General features: G+C 66.9%; 12 protein-coding genes and 3 rRNA genes. All 15 read left to right on the top strand.

Going from position 1 to position 18,579, the window contains the following annotated elements; all coding sequences use genetic code 11:
- The first annotated feature begins 37 nt into the window (after positions 1-37).
- The 15 genes from tyrS to ACO0LV_RS10575 all read left to right on the top strand — a co-directional run bounded on the left by tyrS (position 38) and on the right by ACO0LV_RS10575 (position 18,575).
- Positions 38-1,300, top strand: a complete 1,263-nt coding sequence (gene tyrS / locus ACO0LV_RS10645; RefSeq protein WP_424787872.1) for a tyrosine--tRNA ligase — start codon at positions 38-40, stop codon at positions 1,298-1,300.
- Positions 1,301-1,853: 553 nt separating this feature from the next.
- A 16S ribosomal RNA gene (locus ACO0LV_RS10640) occupies positions 1,854-3,378 on the top strand.
- Between the two features lie 392 nt (positions 3,379-3,770).
- A 23S ribosomal RNA gene (locus tag ACO0LV_RS10635) occupies positions 3,771-6,889 on the top strand.
- A gap of 82 nt (positions 6,890-6,971) precedes the next feature.
- Positions 6,972-7,088 (top strand): 5S ribosomal RNA (gene rrf / locus ACO0LV_RS10630).
- Together the 16S, 23S and 5S rRNA genes form the textbook arrangement of a ribosomal RNA operon.
- A 112-nt stretch (positions 7,089-7,200) precedes the next feature.
- Positions 7,201-8,031 carry a hypothetical protein gene (locus ACO0LV_RS10625; RefSeq protein WP_424787871.1) on the top strand — a complete coding sequence of 277 codons (831 nt, stop codon included), beginning with the start codon at positions 7,201-7,203 and terminating at the stop codon, positions 8,029-8,031.
- On the top strand, positions 8,028-9,083 hold the full coding sequence (locus ACO0LV_RS10620; protein WP_424787870.1) for an HAD-IIA family hydrolase: 1,056 nt from the start codon (positions 8,028-8,030) through the stop codon (positions 9,081-9,083). Before ACO0LV_RS10625 ends, ACO0LV_RS10620 begins: the two co-directional genes overlap by 4 nt.
- A 41-nt stretch (positions 9,084-9,124) precedes the next feature.
- Positions 9,125-9,271: a hypothetical protein gene (locus ACO0LV_RS10615; protein ID WP_424787869.1), complete on the top strand. Its 147-nt coding sequence runs from the start codon at positions 9,125-9,127 to the stop codon at positions 9,269-9,271.
- Between the two features lies 1 nt (position 9,272).
- Entirely contained in the window at positions 9,273-10,121 is an 849-nt protein-coding gene (locus tag ACO0LV_RS10610; protein ID WP_424787868.1) for a TlyA family RNA methyltransferase, read from the top strand.
- Positions 10,118-10,957, top strand: coding sequence for an NAD kinase (locus ACO0LV_RS10605; protein ID WP_424787867.1), 840 nt, complete (start codon positions 10,118-10,120; stop codon positions 10,955-10,957). The genes ACO0LV_RS10610 and ACO0LV_RS10605 overlap by 4 nt, the downstream gene beginning before the upstream one ends.
- Complete coding sequence (gene recN / locus ACO0LV_RS10600) at positions 10,954-12,684, top strand: DNA repair protein RecN (protein ID WP_424787866.1); 1,731 nt, start codon at positions 10,954-10,956, stop codon at positions 12,682-12,684. The genes ACO0LV_RS10605 and recN overlap by 4 nt, the downstream gene beginning before the upstream one ends.
- A 5-nt stretch (positions 12,685-12,689) precedes the next feature.
- A complete protein-coding gene (gene steA, locus ACO0LV_RS10595; protein ID WP_424787865.1) occupies positions 12,690-13,883 on the top strand; it encodes a putative cytokinetic ring protein SteA in 1,194 nt (397 codons plus the stop codon).
- 28 nt (positions 13,884-13,911) lie between these two features.
- Positions 13,912-15,036, top strand: a complete 1,125-nt coding sequence (locus tag ACO0LV_RS10590; protein WP_424787864.1) for a copper transporter — start codon at positions 13,912-13,914, stop codon at positions 15,034-15,036.
- On the top strand, positions 15,033-15,872 hold the full coding sequence (locus ACO0LV_RS10585) for a hypothetical protein (RefSeq protein WP_424787863.1): 840 nt from the start codon (positions 15,033-15,035) through the stop codon (positions 15,870-15,872). The genes ACO0LV_RS10590 and ACO0LV_RS10585 overlap by 4 nt, the downstream gene beginning before the upstream one ends.
- Complete coding sequence (gene murJ, locus ACO0LV_RS10580; protein WP_424787862.1) at positions 15,869-17,479, top strand: murein biosynthesis integral membrane protein MurJ; 1,611 nt, start codon at positions 15,869-15,871, stop codon at positions 17,477-17,479. Before ACO0LV_RS10585 ends, murJ begins: the two co-directional genes overlap by 4 nt.
- A complete protein-coding gene (locus tag ACO0LV_RS10575; protein WP_424787861.1) occupies positions 17,472-18,575 on the top strand; it encodes a glycosyltransferase family 4 protein in 1,104 nt (367 codons plus the stop codon). Before murJ ends, ACO0LV_RS10575 begins: the two co-directional genes overlap by 8 nt.
- Positions 18,576-18,579: the final 4 nt, after the last annotated feature.

Raw genomic sequence — 18,579 nt, 5'->3', positions numbered from 1 at the left:
GGACGCGGACTGCGTCCCCGACCTCGCAGAAGGCACGATGAGCGACATTCTTGCCGATCTCCGCTGGCGCGGCCTGATCGCCCAGTCCACCGACGAACAGGCCCTCGGGCAGGCCCTGAAGAGCGGTCAGGTGACTTTCTACGGCGGCTTCGATCCGACCGCGGCCAGCCTGCACGTGGGGCACCTGGTGCTCATCCTGACGATGCGGCGCCTGCAGGACGCCGGGCACCGTCCGCTCGCACTGGTCGGTGGCGCGACCGGCATGATCGGGGACCCCCGCGACGTCGGCGAACGCGCCCTGAACTCCACCGAGGTGGTCACCGAGTGGGTGCAGCGCATCCGTGGCCAGATCGAACCCTTCCTGGAGTTCTCCGGCCCGGCGGCGGCGCAGATGGTCAACAACCTGGACTGGACCAAGGACCTGAGCGCGATCGACTTCCTCCGGGACGTGGGCAAGCACTACCGCCTGGGCACCATGCTGGCCAAGGACATCGTGGCCCGCCGGCTTCGCTCCGACGAGGGCATCAGTTTCACCGAGTTCAGCTACCAGATCCTGCAGGGGATGGACTTCCTGGAACTGCTCCGCCGCCACAACTGCACCCTGCAGGTGGGCGGCAACGACCAATGGGGCAACCTGTTGTCCGGGGTGGAACTGATCCGCAAGGCCGAGGGGGTCGCAACCCACGCGCTGACCACGCCGCTGATCACCAAGTCCGACGGCTCCAAGATGGGCAAGTCCGAGGGTGGGGCGATCTGGCTCGATCCCGAACTCACCAGCCCGTACGCCTTCTACCAGTTCTGGTTGAACACCGCCGATGCCGACGTGGTGCGCTACCTGAAGGTCTTCACCTTCCGCACCCGCGCGGAGATCGAATCCCTGGCCACGGACGTACAGGAGCGCCCCTACGCGAGGGCGGCCCAGCAGGTGCTGGCGCAGGACGTGACCACGCTGCTGCACGGGCGCGCCGCCACCGAGGCGGTGATGACTGCGAGCAAGGCACTCTTCGGACGCGCGGACCTGCGCGACCTGGACGCAGCCACATTGGCCGACGCCGTCGCGGAGATCCCCAGCGGTGCCCTCGACCTGGGCGAGGCAACGATCCTGGACGCCCTGGTGGCCGCCGGATTGAGCACCGGTCGCAACGCCGCCCGCCGCACAGTGGCCGACGGCGGGGCGTACCTGAACAACGACAAGGTCACCGACCCGGACCGGGTCCTGACCGAGAACGACCTGCTTGCCGGCAACGTGGCCCTCCTGCGTCGTGGACGGCGCAATCTCGGGGCCATCCGCGCCGGTTGACGCCCCCGGCGCCAACCTGGGGTGACCTGCGTCATACTTCCGTCGAGCAGGGGCCTCAACTGCCCGCCCGGGCTGCGGCGATCGGAGCGTTTGTGCAGGTCAGGGCGGGCGCGAGGCCCGAAACCGGTCGGATCGGAGCGCCCCGGCAGAGATTTGACACCCGCCCCGGGGGCTCGTAATGTTACTTCTCGTTGCCCCGCAGCGAGAGGGACGGAAGCCGATCGGCGAACGGCCCGGCGCAGGGAAACACAAGCCCCATGACGAGGGCGGCGGATCCAGCAGGATCCACCGAACTCCGGTTGGACAAGCATCGCCCAGGTGATGTAGGCTTAAGAGGTTGCCCCGAGGTGAGCCCGAGAGGGATCATAACGGTGCGCATCCGCTCCTTGAGAACTCAACAGTGTGTCATATCAATCAATGCCAACATTTGTTTGGTTAGATCGAACTCATACCCCGTATGGGATTCGATCCAGCCAGAATCATTAAGCGGCTCTTAACGGAGCCACTTCGTAATGTCGGCAAGTGCGGCTCAGGTCGCAGTTGCCATTAAGCATCTACGGAGAGTTTGATCCTGGCTCAGGACGAACGCTGGCGGCGTGCTTCATACATGCAAGTCGAACGGTGAAGCCAGAGCTTGCTCTGGTGGATCAGTGGCGAACGGGTGAGTAACACGTGAGTAACCTGCCCCAGACTCTGGGATAACCCCGGGAAACCGGAGCTAATACCGGATACGAGACGCACAGGCATCTGTAGCGTCTGGAAAGATTTATCGGTTTGGGATGGACTCACGGCCTATCAGTTAGTTGGTGAGGTAACAGCTCACCAAGACGACGACGGGTAGCCGGCCTGAGAGGGTGACCGGCCACACTGGGACTGAGATACGGCCCAGACTCCTACGGGAGGCAGCAGTAGGGAATATTGCACAATGGGCGAAAGCCTGATGCAGCGACGCCGCGTGAGGGATGACGGCCTTCGGGTTGTAAACCTCTTTCAGTAGGGAAGAAGCGAAAGTGACGGTACCTGCAGAAGAAGCACCGGCTAACTACGTGCCAGCAGCCGCGGTAATACGTAGGGTGCAAGCGTTGTCCGGAATTATTGGGCGTAAAGAGCTCGTAGGCGGTTTGTCACGTCTGCTGTGAAAACGCGAGGCTCAACCTCGCGCCTGCAGTGGGTACGGGCAGACTAGAGTGTGGTAGGGGAGGCTGGAATTCCTGGTGTAGCGGTGGAATGCGCAGATATCAGGAGGAACACCGATGGCGAAGGCAGGTCTCTGGGCCACTACTGACGCTGAGGAGCGAAAGCATGGGGAGCGAACAGGATTAGATACCCTGGTAGTCCATGCCGTAAACGTTGGGCACTAGGTGTGGGGCTCATTCCACGAGTTCCGCGCCGCAGCTAACGCATTAAGTGCCCCGCCTGGGGAGTACGGCCGCAAGGCTAAAACTCAAAGGAATTGACGGGGGCCCGCACAAGCGGCGGAGCATGCGGATTAATTCGATGCAACGCGAAGAACCTTACCAAGGCTTGACATATACGAGAAGCGGCTAGAGATAGTCGTCTCTTTGGACACTCGTATACAGGTGGTGCATGGTTGTCGTCAGCTCGTGTCGTGAGATGTTGGGTTAAGTCCCGCAACGAGCGCAACCCTCGTCCTATGTTGCCAGCACGTAAAGGTGGGGACTCATAGGAGACTGCCGGGGTCAACTCGGAGGAAGGTGGGGATGAGGTCAAATCATCATGCCCCTTATGTCTTGGGCTTCACGCATGCTACAATGGCCGGTACAATGGGCTGCGAAACCGTAAGGTGGAGCGAATCCCAAAAAGCCGGTCTCAGTTCGGATTGGGGTCTGCAACTCGACCCCATGAAGTCGGAGTCGCTAGTAATCGCAGATCAGCAACGCTGCGGTGAATACGTTCTCGGGCCTTGTACACACCGCCCGTCACGTCACGAAAGTCGGTAACACCCGAAGCCGGTGGCCCAACCTTTTGGGAGGGAGCCGTCGAAGGTGGGACTGGCGATTGGGACGAAGTCGTAACAAGGTAGCCGTACCGGAAGGTGCGGCTGGATCACCTCCTTTCTAAGGAGCATCTGGCGTATAGCGTGCATTTGTACGAATGCGTCCAGGCCCACTACTCAGACGTACGATCTGAGGTGGTGCTCACGGGTGGAACATTGATTGAGGAACGAGTGAGAGTGCTCGAGTCAGTACGGCCACTTCGTTGGTCAGGAACGCGCGGTGCTCGAGTTCGGGACGCATGGCACACTGTTGGGTCCTGAGGGAGCGGGTGAAGAACCCATCCTTCGGACCCCGGTACGAGACCGGCAGCAATGCCGTGCTCGTACAGGGAGCACGTCGGTCCCGGCGGACCTTCGAACTACCGGCCACAAAGCCGGCAAGCGGAGGAGCCCGGTGGGAACCGCCCGTAGCTTGAGAACTGCACAGTGGACGCGAGCATCTTTGATTTTTGTGGTCAAGTTTTTAAGAGCAATCGGTGGATGCCTTGGCATCAGGAGCCGAAGAAGGACGTAGTAGCCTGCGATAAGCCTCGGGGAGTTGGCAAACGAACCGTGATCCGAGGATTTCCGAATGGGGAAACCCAGCTGGAGTCATGTCCAGTTACCCATGCCTGAACACATAGGGCATGCGGAGGGAACGTGGGGAAGTGAAACATCTCAGTACCCACAGGAAAAGATATTCCGAGAGTAGTGGCGAGCGAAATTGGAACAGGCCAAACCGTAGGTGTGTGATAGCCGGCAGGCGTTGCACTTACGGGGTTGCGGGACTTGTCAGTCTGTACTGCCGTGCAGACAGAGAGTTACAAAATCGCGCTATAGTCGAACGACATTGAATGGTCGAGCACAGAGGGTGCCACTCCCGTAGACGAAATAGTGCGATCTCTCGACGAGTATCCCAAGTAGTACGGGGCCCGAGAAATCCCGTGCGAATCCGCAGAGACCACTCTGTAAGCCTAAATACTACCTGATGACCGATAGCGGACAAGTACCGTGAGGGAAAGGTGAAAAGTACCCCGGGAGGGGAGTGAAATAGTACCTGAAACCGATTGCTTACAACCCGTCGGAGCCTCCATAGCAGGGGTGACGGCGTGCCTTTTGAAGAATGAGCCTGCGAGTTAGCGGTACGTGGCGAGGTTAACCCGTGTGGGGAAGCCGTAGCGAAAGCGAGTCCGAAATGGGCGACTGAGTCGCGTGCCCTAGACCCGAAGCGAAGTGATCTATCCATGGCCAGGTTGAAGCGCGGGTAAGACCGCGTGGAGGACCGAACCGACCTAGGTTGAAAACTGGGCGGATGAGTTGTGGATAGGGGTGAAAGGCCAATCAAACTTCGTAATAGCTGGTTCTCCCCGAAATGCATTTAGGTGCAGCGTCACGTGTTTCTTACCGGAGGTAGAGCTACTGGATGGCAGATGGGCCCTACAAGGTTACTGACGTCAACCAAACTCCGAATGCCGGTAAGTGAGAGCGTGGCAGTGAGACTGTGGGGGATAAGCTTCATGGTCGAGAGGGAAACAGCCCAGACCACCAACTAAGGCCCCTAAGCGTATGCTAAGTGGGAAAGGATGTGGAGTTGCACAGACAACCAGGAGGTTGGCTTAGAAGCAGCCACCCTTGAAAGAGTGCGTAATAGCTCACTGGTCAAGTGATTCCGCGCCGACAATTTAGCGGGGCTCAAGCATACCGCCGAAGTTGTGGCATTTACATTTGTGCTTGGTCCGATGGCTTGACCATCGGATCCAGGCGTGTAGATGGGTAGGGGAGCGTCGTATGGCGAGAGAAGCGGCGGAGTGATCCAGCCGTGGATGCCATACGAGTGAGAATGCAGGCATGAGTAGCGAATGACGGGTGAGAAACCCGTCCGCCGAATGACCAAGGGTTCCAGGGCCAGGTTAATCCGCCCTGGGTAAGTCGGGACCTAAGGCGAGGCCGACAGGCGTAGTCGATGGACAACGGGTTGATATTCCCGTACCGGCGAAGAACCGCCCATACCGAATCCGGTGATGCTAAGCGCCCGAAGCACGGTTCGACTCTTCGGAGTTGTTCTGTGTGGAGCGCGCGACCCGAACCGGTAGTAGGTAAGCGTATTAACAGGGGTGACGCAGAAAGGTAACCGAGCGTGTCTTATGGCTTGGCACGTCCAAGGTTGTAGGGCGAGGTATAGGCAAATCCGTACCTCATATGCCTGAGAACTTAAGGTGACAGCGAATGCTGGAAATTGGCGATCCTATACTGCCTAGAAAAACCTCGGCGCGAGGTTCTAGCCGCCCGTACCCCAAACCGACTCAGGTGGTCAGGTAGAGAATACTAAGGCGATCGAGAGAATCGTGGTTAAGGAACTCGGCAAAATGCCCCCGTAACTTCGGGAGAAGGGGGGCCTGAGGCGTGAACACCCTAGCGGTGGGAGCGTTTGAGGGCCGCAGAGACCAGGGAGAAGCGACTGTTTATTAAAAACACAGGTCCGTGCGAAGTCGCAAGACGATGTATACGGACTGACGCCTGCCCAGTGCTGGAAGGTTAAGAGGACGGGTCAGCTCTTCGGAGCGAAGCTCAGAATTTAAGCCCCAGTAAACGGCGGTGGTAACTATAACCATCCTAAGGTAGCGAAATTCCTTGTCGGGTAAGTTCCGACCTGCACGAATGGCGTAACGACTTCTCCGCTGTCTCAACCGCGAACTCGGCGAAATTGCACTACGAGTAAAGATGCTCGTTACGCGCAGCAGGACGGAAAGACCCCGGGACCTTTACTATAGTTTGGTATTGGTATTCGGTACGGCTTGTGTAGGATAGGTGGGAGACTTTGAAGCAGCCACGCCAGTGGTTGTGGAGTCATCGTTGAAATACCACTCTGGTCGTTCTGAATATCTAACCTCGGTCCGTAATCCGGACCAGGGACAGTGCCTGATGGGTAGTTTAACTGGGGCGGTTGCCTCCTAAAATGTAACGGAGGCGCTCAAAGGTTCCCTCAGTCTGGTTGGTAATCAGACGTCGAGTGTAAGTACACAAGGGAGCTTGACTGTGAGACTGACAAGTCAAGCAGGGACGAAAGTCGGAACTAGTGACCCGACGGTGGCTCGTGGAAGCGCCGTCGCTCAACGGATAAAAGGTACCCCGGGGATAACAGGCTGATCTTGCCCAAGAGTCCATATCGACGGCATGGTTTGGCACCTCGATGTCGGCTCGTCGCATCCTGGGGTCGTAGTCGTTCCCAAGGGTTGGGCTGTTCGCCCATTAAAGCGGTACGCGAGCTGGGTTTAGAACGTCGTGAGACAGTTCGGTCCCTATCCGCTGCGCGCGCAGGAAATTTGAGAAGGGCTGTCCCTAGTACGAGAGGACCGGGACGGACTAACCTCTGGTGTGCCAGTTGTTCTGCCAAGAGCACGGCTGGTTAGCTACGTTGGGAAGGGATAACCGCTGAAAGCATCTAAGCGGGAAGCCTGCTTCAAGATGAGATTTCCATGGGGCTTGCCCCGAGAGGCTCCCAGCTAGACTACTGGGTTGATAGGCCGGATGTGGAAGTGAGGACTAACGACTCATGAAGCTGACCGGTACTAATATGCCGATAACTTGATTACTCATTCAGAATTGAATGATGCTACGCGTCCACTGTGCGGTTCCCGAGATACGGTCGGGAAACCGATGACATCTCCACAGAGTTACGGCGGTCATAGCGAGGGGGAAACGCCCGGATCCATTCCGAACCCGGAAGCTAAGCCCCTCTGCGCCGATGGTACTGCGTGGGAGACTGCGTGGGAGAGTAGGTCGCCGCCGGACAACTTTTCGCTGAGGGCCACCCAGATTTTTCTGGGTGGCCCTCAGTCGTTTCTGGAGGTCGATCAACTCGATAGGGTGTAGCCGGTTCAATCGAAGGTTCAGTGAGGCGACAGTGCGATCAGGTCAAACAGGTGGCGGCTCGCGCAGCCGGCCCGGGGGCTTCCGCGGGGACAGCGGGTCAAGGACGTCTCGTGGCGGGTCAGCCCGTCCAGGACGCCCGGGCGGATCCGAACGGTCGCGCCGCCCCCGCGAAGCCGAGCGCGCCGAGCGGGTACCCGATCCTCCGATCGATCCCGACGTCGAGGCCACGGATCTGGACCGGGCTGCCCGGGCCAGGTTGCGCACGCTGTCCAAGGACAACGCCGAGGGCGTGGCCAAGCATCTGGTGATGGCCGGTGCGCTGCTCGATACCGATCCGCAACAGGCTTACGCTCACGCCCAGGCTGCCCTGCGCCGTGCCGGGCGAGTGGACGTGGTGCGGGAGGCCGTGGCGCTGACCGCCTATGCGCTGGGGAACTATGCGGAGGCGTTGCGCGAGCTGCGTACTGTCCGCAGGCTCAGCGGGGTGGACGCTCACCGGGCCATCGAGGCCGACTGTGAGCGGGGGCTGGGCCGGCCGGAGCGGGCGCTGACCCTGGCCGCCGAGGCGCCGCCGGGCATGAGCGCGGTGGACAGAGTAGAACTGGCGATCGTGGCCTCCGGTGCACGGATGGACCTGGGCGAGCCCGAAGCCGCGCTGCTGACGTTGGACAGCGTCGCAGGTGTGGGCGGGCCGGGGGAGCAGATCCGGGTGAGCGAGCAACGTATCAACGTCCTCCAGGCTCTGGGGCGCGAGGCCGAGGCGGCGGCTCTGCAGGCGGAACTGCCTGAACCTGAGGATGATGACGTGGTCTTCCTGGAACTACCGGGGGTTGAGCACCGCGGCCAGGACCACCCGCGGTGACCGGCCTGATCGGGAGCACCGCGCCGTTACAGGACACCTTCGACTGTGCCCTGCTGGACCTGGACGGCGTGGTCTATGTCGGCGCCGCTGCGGTAGAGCATGCCCCGGCGGCGATTCGGGTGGCGCGCGCCGGAGGCATGCGCACGGTGTTCGTCACGAACAACGCCGCCCGCACCCCGCAGACTGTGGCCGACCATCTCACCGACCTCGGTATACCGACGGGCCCCGAGGAAGTGACCACAGCCGCGATGGCGGCCGCCGCGCTGATCAGTGCCGAGGCAGATGAGCACACCCGTGTCCTTGCGATCGGTGGTGCGGGCCTGCGTCAAGCCATCGCGGACGAGGGGCTGCACCTGGTGGAATCCGCCACGCAGTCCCCGACGGTCGTCGTCCAGGGGTTCACCCCCGAGATCGGATGGCACGACCTCGCCGAGGCCGCCTACGCCATTGCAGCAGGCGCCCAGCACGTGGCATCCAACCTGGATGCCTCACTCCCCACCGAACGCGGGTTCGCCCCCGGGAACGGAGCCCTGGTGGCAGCGGTGGTGGCCGCCACCGGCGTACAACCGCGAAGCACCGGCAAACCCGGACCCGAGATCTTCCACCAAGCCGCCAGGGCGGGCGGTGCGCAGCGACCACTGGTGGTGGGGGACCGTCTCGATACCGACCTGGCCGGAGCCCGTGCCGCGCAGATCCCTGGGCTGCACGTGTGTACCGGTGTGGACGGACCCACCCAGGTGCTCCGCGCCGTCGGCGCTCGTCGTCCTGCCTTCCTCGGCCTCGACCTGCGTGCGCTCTCCCAGCCGCACCCCGAACCCACTCGCGCAGAAGGGTGGTGGACCTGCGCCGGCGCGGCGGCGCGGATCGAGGGTGAGGCGGTGGTGCTCCGCCGGGACGGCGGCGACGTCACGCTCGGGCAGCACACGAACGAACTGGACGTGGATGAGGTACGGGCCGCAGCAGCCGCTGCCTGGGAGGCCAGCGACGTGGCGGGAGTGGACTCGGTCCTGCCCGCCGATTTCCCACACGTGCGCATGGTCGACCAGGCCTGAGCACCGATCACGGTAGCGTGGGCACCGAAAGGAGGCAGGAGGTGAGCAGTGCAACCGAACACCCGGAGATCGCGGCAGCGCTGCGTGCCGTGGCAGACCTTCCCGAAACGGACCTGCCTGCGCACGTTCCCGCCTTCGAGGCGCTGTACCGGACCCTGCAGGACCGGTTGGCCGAAGCAGAGAACTGACGTGTCGCGACGCGTGCGCCTGGATGCCGAACTGGTGCGCCGGGGTCTGGCCCGGTCGCGCCAGCACGCGGCCGAGTTGATCGGCGCCGGCCGGGTGCTGCTGGACGGGCAACGCGCCACCAAAGCCGCCACACAACTGCTGCCCGCCCAGCCTGTCCGCCTGCTTCCGGCCGACCAGGACGCCGCCCCGGAGTACGTCTCCCGAGGCGGACACAAACTGGCCGGCGCCCTGGATGCGCTCGGCGAGCGGGCACCGCGGGTGCGGGGCCGCCGAGTGCTGGACGCCGGAGCCTCCACGGGCGGATTCACCGACGTACTGCTCCGGCGCGGCGCCGCGCACGTGGTCGCCCTCGACGTGGGTTATGGCCAGCTGGACTGGAAACTGCGCACCGATGAACGGGTCACGGTGCTGGACCGGACCAATGTGCGCACCCTCATGCCGGATCAGGTGCAGCCGCCTCCGGAGCTCATCACCGCCGACCTGTCCTTCATCTCCCTGACGCTGGTGCTGCCCGCGCTGCTCGCGCTCAGTGCCGACCGGGCGGACCTGCTGCTCATGGTCAAACCCCAGTTCGAGGTGGGCCGGGAGCGCCTGGGTTCGGGCGGGGTGGTGCGGGAGGAGAGTCTGCGCGCCTGGGCCGTGGCCGAGGTGGCCCGGTGCGCGACCGGGCTCGGTGCGGGTGCGCTGGCCGTGGTGCCCAGCCCGTTACCCGGGCCCAGTGGCAATGTGGAGTACTTCCTGCACCTGCGTCACGGCGCCGCGAGGGGTGCCGAGGCGCTGGCGGGGGAGGAACTCGCCGAAGCGATCGACACCGCGATCCGGACCGGGCCGGCTGGGGCGGTCCCATGACACGACGTTTTCTGGTGCAGGCCCACCCGCACCGTGCCGCGGCCAAGCGTGCCGCGGCGCTGGTTGCCGAGGAGCTGGGCCGCTACGGCATCCAGGCGGTCTGGCAGGCCGACGACGGCGACCTGGAACTCGCGATCGTGCTCGGCGGGGACGGCACCATCCTGCGCACCGTCGAACTCACCCGGTCCCGGCCCACCCCGCTGGTGGGTATCAACCTGGGTCACGTGGGTTTCCTGGCCGAGTACGAGGCGGAACAGCTCACCGACCTGGTCCGCCGTGCCGCCGAGCAGGACTACACCGTCGAGGAGCGCATGACCCTGGACGTCACCGTGCAGTATCCGGACGGCTCCACCCGCTCGGGATGGGCGGTCAACGAGGTCTCGGTGGAGAAGGATCAGCGCGAGCGGATGATCGAGGTGGCGCTGGGCATCGACGGGCGGGCGCTGTCCACCTTCGGCTGCGACGGGGTCGTGCTGGCCACCCCCACCGGCTCCACCGCCTACGCCTTCTCCGCCGGTGGTCCGGTCGTCTGGCCCGATGTGGAGGCCATGCTGATGGTGCCGGTGAGCGCGCACGCGCTGTTCGCCCGGCCGCTGGTGGTGGGGCCGAACTCCAGGATGTCGGTGGAGGTCCTCTCCCGCAGCCTGACCCAGGCTGTGCTGTGGTGCGATGGCCGGCGGCGGCTGAGCGCGCCGCCAGGGGCCCACATCGACGTGCTGCGCGGCCAGCGGCCGGTCCGCCTGGCCCGGTTCAACACCGCACCCTTCACCGCACGGCTGGTGCACAAGTTCAACCTGCCCGTCCAGGGCTGGCGCGGGACGGGGCAGCAGAATTGATCGAGGAACTGTCCATCACCGACCTGGGTGTGATCTCTGCCGCACGGATCGAACCTGCACCGGGCCTGACGGTGATCACCGGAGAGACCGGAGCAGGCAAGACGATGGTGCTCAGCGGGCTCGCACTCATCCTGGGCCGCAAGGCCGACTCCGCCGCGGTCCGCCCCGGAGCGGAGCAGGCCACGGCCGAGGGCCGGCTGGTCCCACCACCGGGGCACCCGGCGCAACGGGTGGCCACCGACGCCGGCGCACTCCTGGACGCCGGCGCCCTCCTGGTATCGCGCAGCGTCTCGGCCACCGGCCGCTCCAGGGCCCACCTGGGTGGTCGCTCGGTGCCGGCCGGACTGCTCACCGAGGTGGGGGAGTCCCTGGTCACCGTGCACGGCCAGAGCGACCAGCACCGGCTGCGCTCCACGGCTCACCAACGGGCCGCGCTGGACGACTTCGCCGGCCACGCCGACACCCTCAGGTCCTTCGCCCGCGCCCACCGGGAGCGGTTGGCGGCCGAGCAGGCACTGGCGGACTGGGACGCCGACGAGGGGCAGCGGGAAGCCGAGTTGGACCATCTGCGCAGCGCTGTGGCGCAGGTGCAGGAACTGGACCTCCAACCCGGTGAGGACGCCCGGCTGCGGGCAGAGTCGGAACGGCTGGGCAACGTGGAGGACCTGCGCCTGGCCGCGACGAGCCTCTCGGCGGCACTCTCCGGTGGCCCGGACGCTGAGGGCGTGCACGTGCTGGCCCTGCTGGAACAGGCCCACCGGCAGGTGGAGGCGGCCACGGGTTTCGATTCCGATATCGCCGACTGGGCCACCCAGCTGGACCAGGCCACGTACGTGCTCTCGGACCTGGCGGGCGAAGCCGCCGGGTACCTGGCCCGGCTCGAGGCCGACCCGGCCCGGTTGGACCTGGTGCACCAGCGCCGCGCCTCGATCGCCCAGGCCGCCCGCACCTACGCACCGGCACAGGAGGCCGACGCCGACGCCGACGCCGCCGACCGGCTGCTCGCCTTCCTCGAGCGGGCCGAAGAACGCATCGCCGATCTCACCGCACCGGGGGCGGGGCGTGAAGGGCTGGTCGCCCATCTGGCCGAGCGGACCGAGGCCGCCGAGACGCTGGCCACCACCATCACCCGGGGCCGCCAGCGGGCCGCCGAGACCATGTGCGCGGCAGTGCAGTCCGAACTGGCGAGCCTGGCCATGACCGGGGCCTCACTGCAGGTGGAACTGCAGCCGCGGACCGAGCCGGGCGAGCACGGCGCCGAGGATGTCCGGTTCCTGCTCACCCCGCATCCCGGGGCACCGGCCCGGCCCCTGGGCAAGGGAGCCTCCGGCGGGGAACTGTCCCGGGTGATGCTGGCCATCGAGGTGGCCCTGGCCCGATCGAGGGCCACCGATGCCGAGCCGCTGCCCACGTTCGTCTTCGACGAGGTCGATGCCGGAGTGGGCGGCCGCGCCGCGATGGAGGTGGGCCGCCGGCTGGCCGAGCTCGCGCGGCATACCCAGGTGATCGTGATCACGCACCTGGCGCAGGTAGCCGCGTTCGCGGAGAAACACGTGGTGGTCACCAAGCGCACGGACGCCCAGAGCGTGACCAACAGTGATATCGAGCACGTGTACGGTGAGCGTCGCGAAGCCGAACTGGCCCGTATGCTCTCCGGCGAGGAAGATTCGCAGGCCGCCCGTCAGCATGCCGCTGACCTGCTGGCCCGCACGCACGTGCGACCATAGATCGGATGAGAACCCTGTCCAAACGCGCCGGCACCGACGACACGCCCACGACGGGTGATCTGCTCAGCGTGCGCGTGGACAGCCGGACCAAGTCCCTGACCAAGCGCCTCAAACCCGGTGAGGTCGCCGTCATCGACCACATCGACATCGACCGGGTCTCGGCCGAGGCGCTCGTCGCCTGCCGGCCGGCCGCGGTACTCAACGCCGCGGTCTCCATCTCCGGGCGTTACCCCAACCTGGGCCCGCAGATCCTGATCGAGGCCGGCATCCCGCTGCTGGACGACTTGGGCTCGGACGTGATGACCCTCTCGGAGGGCAGCAAAGTACGCCTGGAGGCCGACACCGTCCTCGACGCCGAGGGCTCGGTGGTGGCCGAGGGCACCGAGCAGACCCCCGCGACGGTCGAGGAGGCGATGGAGGAGGCCCGGGCCGGACTCTCGGTCCAATTGGAGGCCTTCGCGGCCAACACCATGGACTACATGCGGGCCGAGCGCGAACTGCTCCTGGACGGGGTCGGAGTTCCCGAGGTCCGCACCGATCTGGAGGGCCGGCACGTCCTGATCGTGGTACGCGGCTACCACTACCGCGAGGACCTGAGCATGCTGAGGTCCTATATCCGCGAGTACCGGCCGGTGCTGATCGGGGTGGACGGCGGAGCCGACGCGATCCTGGAATCCGGCCTCAAACCCGACATGATCGTCGGGGACATGGACTCGGTGTCGGACAGGACCCTGCTCAGCGGCGCAGAGATCGTGGTGCACGCCTACCGGGACGGCCGGGCCCCGGGCCGGGAGCGCGTGGAGAAACTCGGCTTGGAACCGGTGGTGTTCCCCGCCACCGGCACCAGCGAGGACGTGGCGATGCTCCTCGCCGATGACAAGGGGGCCGAACTCATCGTGGCCGTGGGCACCCACGGCACCCTGGTGGAGTTCCTCGACAAGGGCCGGGCCGGAATGGCCTCCACCTTCCTGACCCGCCTGCGCGTGGGCGGCAAGCTCATCGACGCCAAGGGCGTCTCGCGCCTGTACCAGCACCGCATCTCCAACTGGCAACTCACCGGCCTCATCCTGGCCGGCCTGGCCGCGCTGATCACCGCGCTGGCCGTCACCCCCGCCGGCCAGACCATTTTCGGGATCCTGCTCACCCGCCTCGATGACATCCTCTCGTGGTTCCGCGGCCTGTTCGCGGCGATGTTCTGACGCCGGCCATGCGAGAGAAGGACTGCACGTGATCGATTTCCGCTACCACATCGTCTCCCTGATCGCGGTGTTCATGGCACTGGCCGTGGGCATCGTGATCGGCGCGGGTCCGTTGCGGGACTACCTGGCCGAGGAACTGTCCGGGCAGGTGGACCAGCTCCGGGTGGAGCGGGAGGACCTGCGCCAGGCTCTGGACGAGGCCGAGGCCGACGGCGCCGAAACCGCGCAGTTCGTGGCGGCCGCCAGCCCGGTGCTGCTCAGCGGGGCGCTCGAGGGCCGCACCGTCGCCGTCGTGGAACTTCCCGGCGCCGGGGGTGACGCGGTCGATGCCGTGCTGGCCCGTCTGGACCAGGCCGGTGCCGAGGTGACCTCGCGCACCGTGCTGGCCGAGGGCTGGACCGACCCCGGTCAGCGCGCCTTCCGGTCCGGGATCGCGGGCAACATCGCCGCCTACCTCAACCCCCAGCCGGACGACGACACCGGCGCCGATCAGATCCTCGGGACCGCCCTGGGGCAGGCCCTGACGCTGCGGGACCCGGAGAACACCGGCCAGGCCTCCGAGCAGGCCGAGGCGATGTATGACCTGTTGATCTCCTCCGACCTGATCGAGGAGATCGAAGCCCCCAGCGCCCCGGCCTACGCCACCGTGGTGATCGACGGCACCGAGGAGGTCGAGGACGTCGAACTGGCCGGCCAGACCAACGTGGTGCTGATCTCCACCCTCACCGGGCTGGCCCGGACCGGGGAGGGCAACGTACTCGCCGGTGCCGCACGCGAGGAGGGCAACCTGGTGCTCGCGGTGCGCGAGCAGGAGGCGCTCAGCGAGGCGATGAGCACCGTGGACGGGGTGGATCTGATCACCGGTCAGGTGACCGTCCCGCTGGCCCTGGCCGCTGATGTCGCCGGGTCCGGCGGGGCCTACGGCACCACCGACAGTGCCGAGGAGGGATTCCCGAGCACCACCATGCTCCCCCCGCCCGACCCCGAGGACTTCGCACCGGGCTCACCCGATGCCCCGGAGACCGATGCGGACACCGAGGATGCGGAGGACGGCGAGGCCGGTGACGGCGCAGCGGGCACCGATGACACCGACGAGCAGGACGATGGTGCCGGGCAGGAGGACACCGGCGCCGACGGGGTGAACGAGGGATGAGCAGGCTGGCCGCGTCCGCACTCGGTGCCGGCCTGACGGCCAGCCTCAGCGAGATCCTGCGCTCGACCCTGCCTGCGGGTACGCCGCGCTGGACCCGATCGAACTTCCGCGGAAACCAGGTCAGCCTCACCGGTGGGCTGTCCACGGCGGCCGGGGCGGTCGCGAGCGCTGCCGGGGCCGGCGGTCGCGCGGGCGCGGCCGCGGTCGTGACCGCCGGCACCGCCGGTGTGCTCGGCGCGCTCGATGACCGGGACACCGACAGCGTGGACAAGGGACTGCGCGGCCACGTACGAGCGCTTGCGCAGGGCCGGTTGACCACCGGGGGGGCCAAACTCCTGGGGATCTCCGGCGCCGCGCTGATCGGTGCCATGATCGGCACCGCAGCCGGGCGGCGTGGCTCCGGGCCAGCCCCCGGGCGGTTGGCCCGGGGCGGGGACGTGCTGACCTCGGCAGCGCTGATCGCCGGCACCGCGAATCTGCTCAACCTGTTCGATCTGCGGCCGGGCCGGGCGCTCAAGGTTGCCGGTGCGCTCAGCCTCGGACCGGCGCTGGGCCGTAGCCCGGGCGCCCCGCTGGCCACCGGTGCGCTGGCGGTGACGGCCGCCTCGTGGCACACCGACCTGACCGAGGAGACGATGCTGGGGGATGCCGGGGCGAACGCCCTGGGAGCCCTGGTCGGCACGGCCCTGGCCCTGCACCCCAGCGCCGGGCTGCGCACCGGCGTGCTGGCCGGGGTGGTGGGCCTGACCCTGCTGAGTGAGAAGGTCAGTTTCTCCCGGGTGATCGAGTCTGTGCCGGCGCTGCGCGCACTGGACACCTGGGGTCGGTCCGGGTGAGGCTGCGCTACCTGATCGGTGGGATCGCGGGGGCGGCGACGCTGATCGCTGCCCTGACCGTGGTCTCCCGGGTGCTGGGGTTCGGCCGATGGCTGGTGCAGTCGGCCACCGTGCAGGCCAGTGCCACCGGCACCGCCTACGGGGCGGCGAACCTGGTGCCGAACGTGCTCTACGAGGTGGTCGCCGGAGGGGCTCTGGCCGGAGCGGTCATCCCGGTGCTGGCCGGGCCCATCGCCCGCCGGCTGCGCGGTGAGGTGAACCAGATCGCCTCCGCCCTGCTCACCTGGGCAGTGATGGTGCTGACCCCGGTGGCGCTCCTGCTCGGACTGTTCGCCCGCCAGATCGCCACCCTGCTGCCGACCCCGCAGGGAGCCGATGGCGCCGCGCAGGTGGAGTTGGTCACCTACTTCCTCATCGTGTTCTCCCCACAGGTGGTGCTCTACGGAATCGGGGTGGTACTCACCGGGGTGCTCCAGGCGCACAAGCGATTCCTGGCCCCCGCGCTGGCGCCGATCCTGTCCACGCTGATGGTGATGGCGACCTACGTCGCCTTCGGCTACCTGGCGAACGGGCTGCAGGATGAGCCCGGGCGTCTGTCCGACACCGCCCTGGCGGTGCTGGCCTGGGGGACGACCGCAGGGGTGGCCGTGATGGCGCTGCCGTTGCTGATCCCGGTCTGGCGCTGCGGCGTACGGCTGCGTCCGCGGTTGCGGTTCCCGCCCGGGGTGGCCGCACGGGCCCGCGCACTCGCCCTGGCCGGCGTCGGTGCGCTGCTGGCCCAACAGGTCTCGGTGGTGGTGGTGATGCTGCTGGCGCTGAACGGCGGCGTGGACGGCACCATCAACCTGTTCCAGTGGTCCCAGGCGGTGTACTGGTTGCCCTACGCGGTGCTCGCGGTGCCGCTGGCCACCGCCGTCTATCCGCGATTGGCCGAACTAGCCGCCCACTCCGACCTGGCCCCCTTCGCCCGGGTCGCCGAGACCTCCACCCGGGCCGTGCTCGCGGTCTCCTTCGCCGGGGTGGCCGGCCTGATCGCGGTAGCGCCGGCGATCGCGCAGGTCTTCGCCACCTGGAACGACACCACCGGGATGAGCCAGGCGCTGACCTGGATGGCGCCGGGGGTGGTGGGCCTGTCGCTGACATTCCACGTCACCCGGGTGTTGTACGCGATGGACCGCAGCCGCGCCGCGCTGGCCGCCACCTCACTGGGGTGGGCGGTGGTCTCGCTGGCCTGCCTCGTCGGCGTGTTCGCCTGGGCACCGGAGGGAGGAGACGGGCCGGGCACCCTGGCCGCGCTCGGGCTGGGCCACAGCGTGGGGATGACGGTCGCGGCGGTCGCGCTGCTGGGGGCATTCGCGAACGTGGTGCACCGGCGCGTACTCGGTGCGATCGGCCGCTCGGTGGCGGTGGCCGGCACCGGGACCCTGGTGGGGGCGCTGATCGGGCGGTTCGCCACCGTGGCCGTACTGGACCTGGCGGGGCACTCACTGATCTCGGCGATCATGGCCGGTCTGCTCGGGGCGGTGGTCTCGATGGGGCTGGTCGGCCTGGCCGTGGCCGCGGGCGACCGCGGCACCGTCAACGTCTTCCGGAGGGTTCGTGGCTGACCTACACGTTCTGCAACTGACCGGCACCACCACCGGGGGTGCCGGCCGGCACGCCCAGGACCTCACAGCCGGGCTCCGTGAGTCCGGCCACCGGGTGGTGCTGGCCGGCCCGGCCGATGTGGTGGCCACGACCGAGGCGCCCACGCGGGTGGTCGACATCGCCGAGCGGCCCAGACCCGCCGATCTCCGGGCGATCGGCCGGATCCGGGCACTCTCCCGTGGTGCCGACGTGCTGCACGCCCACGGATTGCGTGCCGGCGCCCTGGCCGCGTTGGCGCTGACCGGCCGGCGAGGCCCCGGGCTCGTGGTCACGTTGCACAACAAGCCCGTCGGGTCAGCGCGGGTACGCGCGGTGGGCGCCGTGCTGGAACGGCTGGTGACACGCCGCGCCCAGGTGATCCTGGGCGTCAGCGGGGACCTGGTGGACCGCGCCCGGGACCTGGGTGCCGCCCACGCCGAGCGGGCCCTGGTGCCGGCCCCGTTCCCCCCGGGGCGACCCACCGGGGACGACGATGCCGGACCGGGCACCGAGGCCCTGATGGCCCTGCGCCGGGAGTTGGGCCTGCCCGAGGACGCGCCGGTGGTGCTGACCCTGGCGCGGCTCGCACCGCAGAAGGGTCTGGATCTGCTCATGGAGGCCGCGGTGCTGCTGGTCGAGCGGGTGCCGCAGGTGCACTGGCTGGTCGCCGGCGGCGGGCCGATGCTGGAGGACCTGCGCCGGCGCGCGGGGGAGGCGGGATTGCCGGTGCACGTCCTGGGTCACCGCAGCGACGCCCCGGAACTGCTCGCCCTTGCCGACGTGGTGGTCTCGACCAGTTCCTGGGAGGGGCAGCCGCTGAACCTGCAGGAGGCCTTGCGCGCGGGCCGCCCGATCGTGGCCACCGATGTGGGTGGCACCGGGGAGGTGACCGGGGATGCCGCGCTCCTGGTGCCCTACGGGGACGCCGGCGCGATGGCCGAGCGCGTCAGCGCGGTCCTGACCGATGCCGCTCTGGCTACCGAACTGGGTGCGGCTGCGCGTCGCCGTCGGGGCGAGCTCCCCAGCCGCGCCGATACGCTCGCCCAGATACAACGCTGCTACCGAACCCTGGTCTGATCGG

It is taken from the genome of Pseudactinotalea sp. Z1739 (assembly GCF_049725055.1).
Lineage (GTDB): Bacteria > Actinomycetota > Actinomycetes > Actinomycetales > Beutenbergiaceae > CALKWS01.
Note: the sequence above shows the minus strand (reverse complement) of the source record. Positions and strands in the feature narration are given on the sequence as shown.

Bases quoted from the DNA above. Each gene is read 5' to 3' on its own strand.
- tyrS (WP_424787872.1), top strand. From the start codon at position 38: ATGAGCGACATTCTTGCCGATCTCCGCTGGCGCGGCCTGATCGCCCAG.
- ACO0LV_RS10605 (WP_424787867.1), top strand. From the start codon at position 10,118: ATGACACGACGTTTTCTGGTGCAGGCCCACCCGCACCGTGCCGCGGCC.
- steA (WP_424787865.1), top strand. From the start codon at position 12,690: ATGAGAACCCTGTCCAAACGCGCCGGCACCGACGACACGCCCACGACG.
- ACO0LV_RS10585 (WP_424787863.1), top strand. From the start codon at position 15,033: ATGAGCAGGCTGGCCGCGTCCGCACTCGGTGCCGGCCTGACGGCCAGC.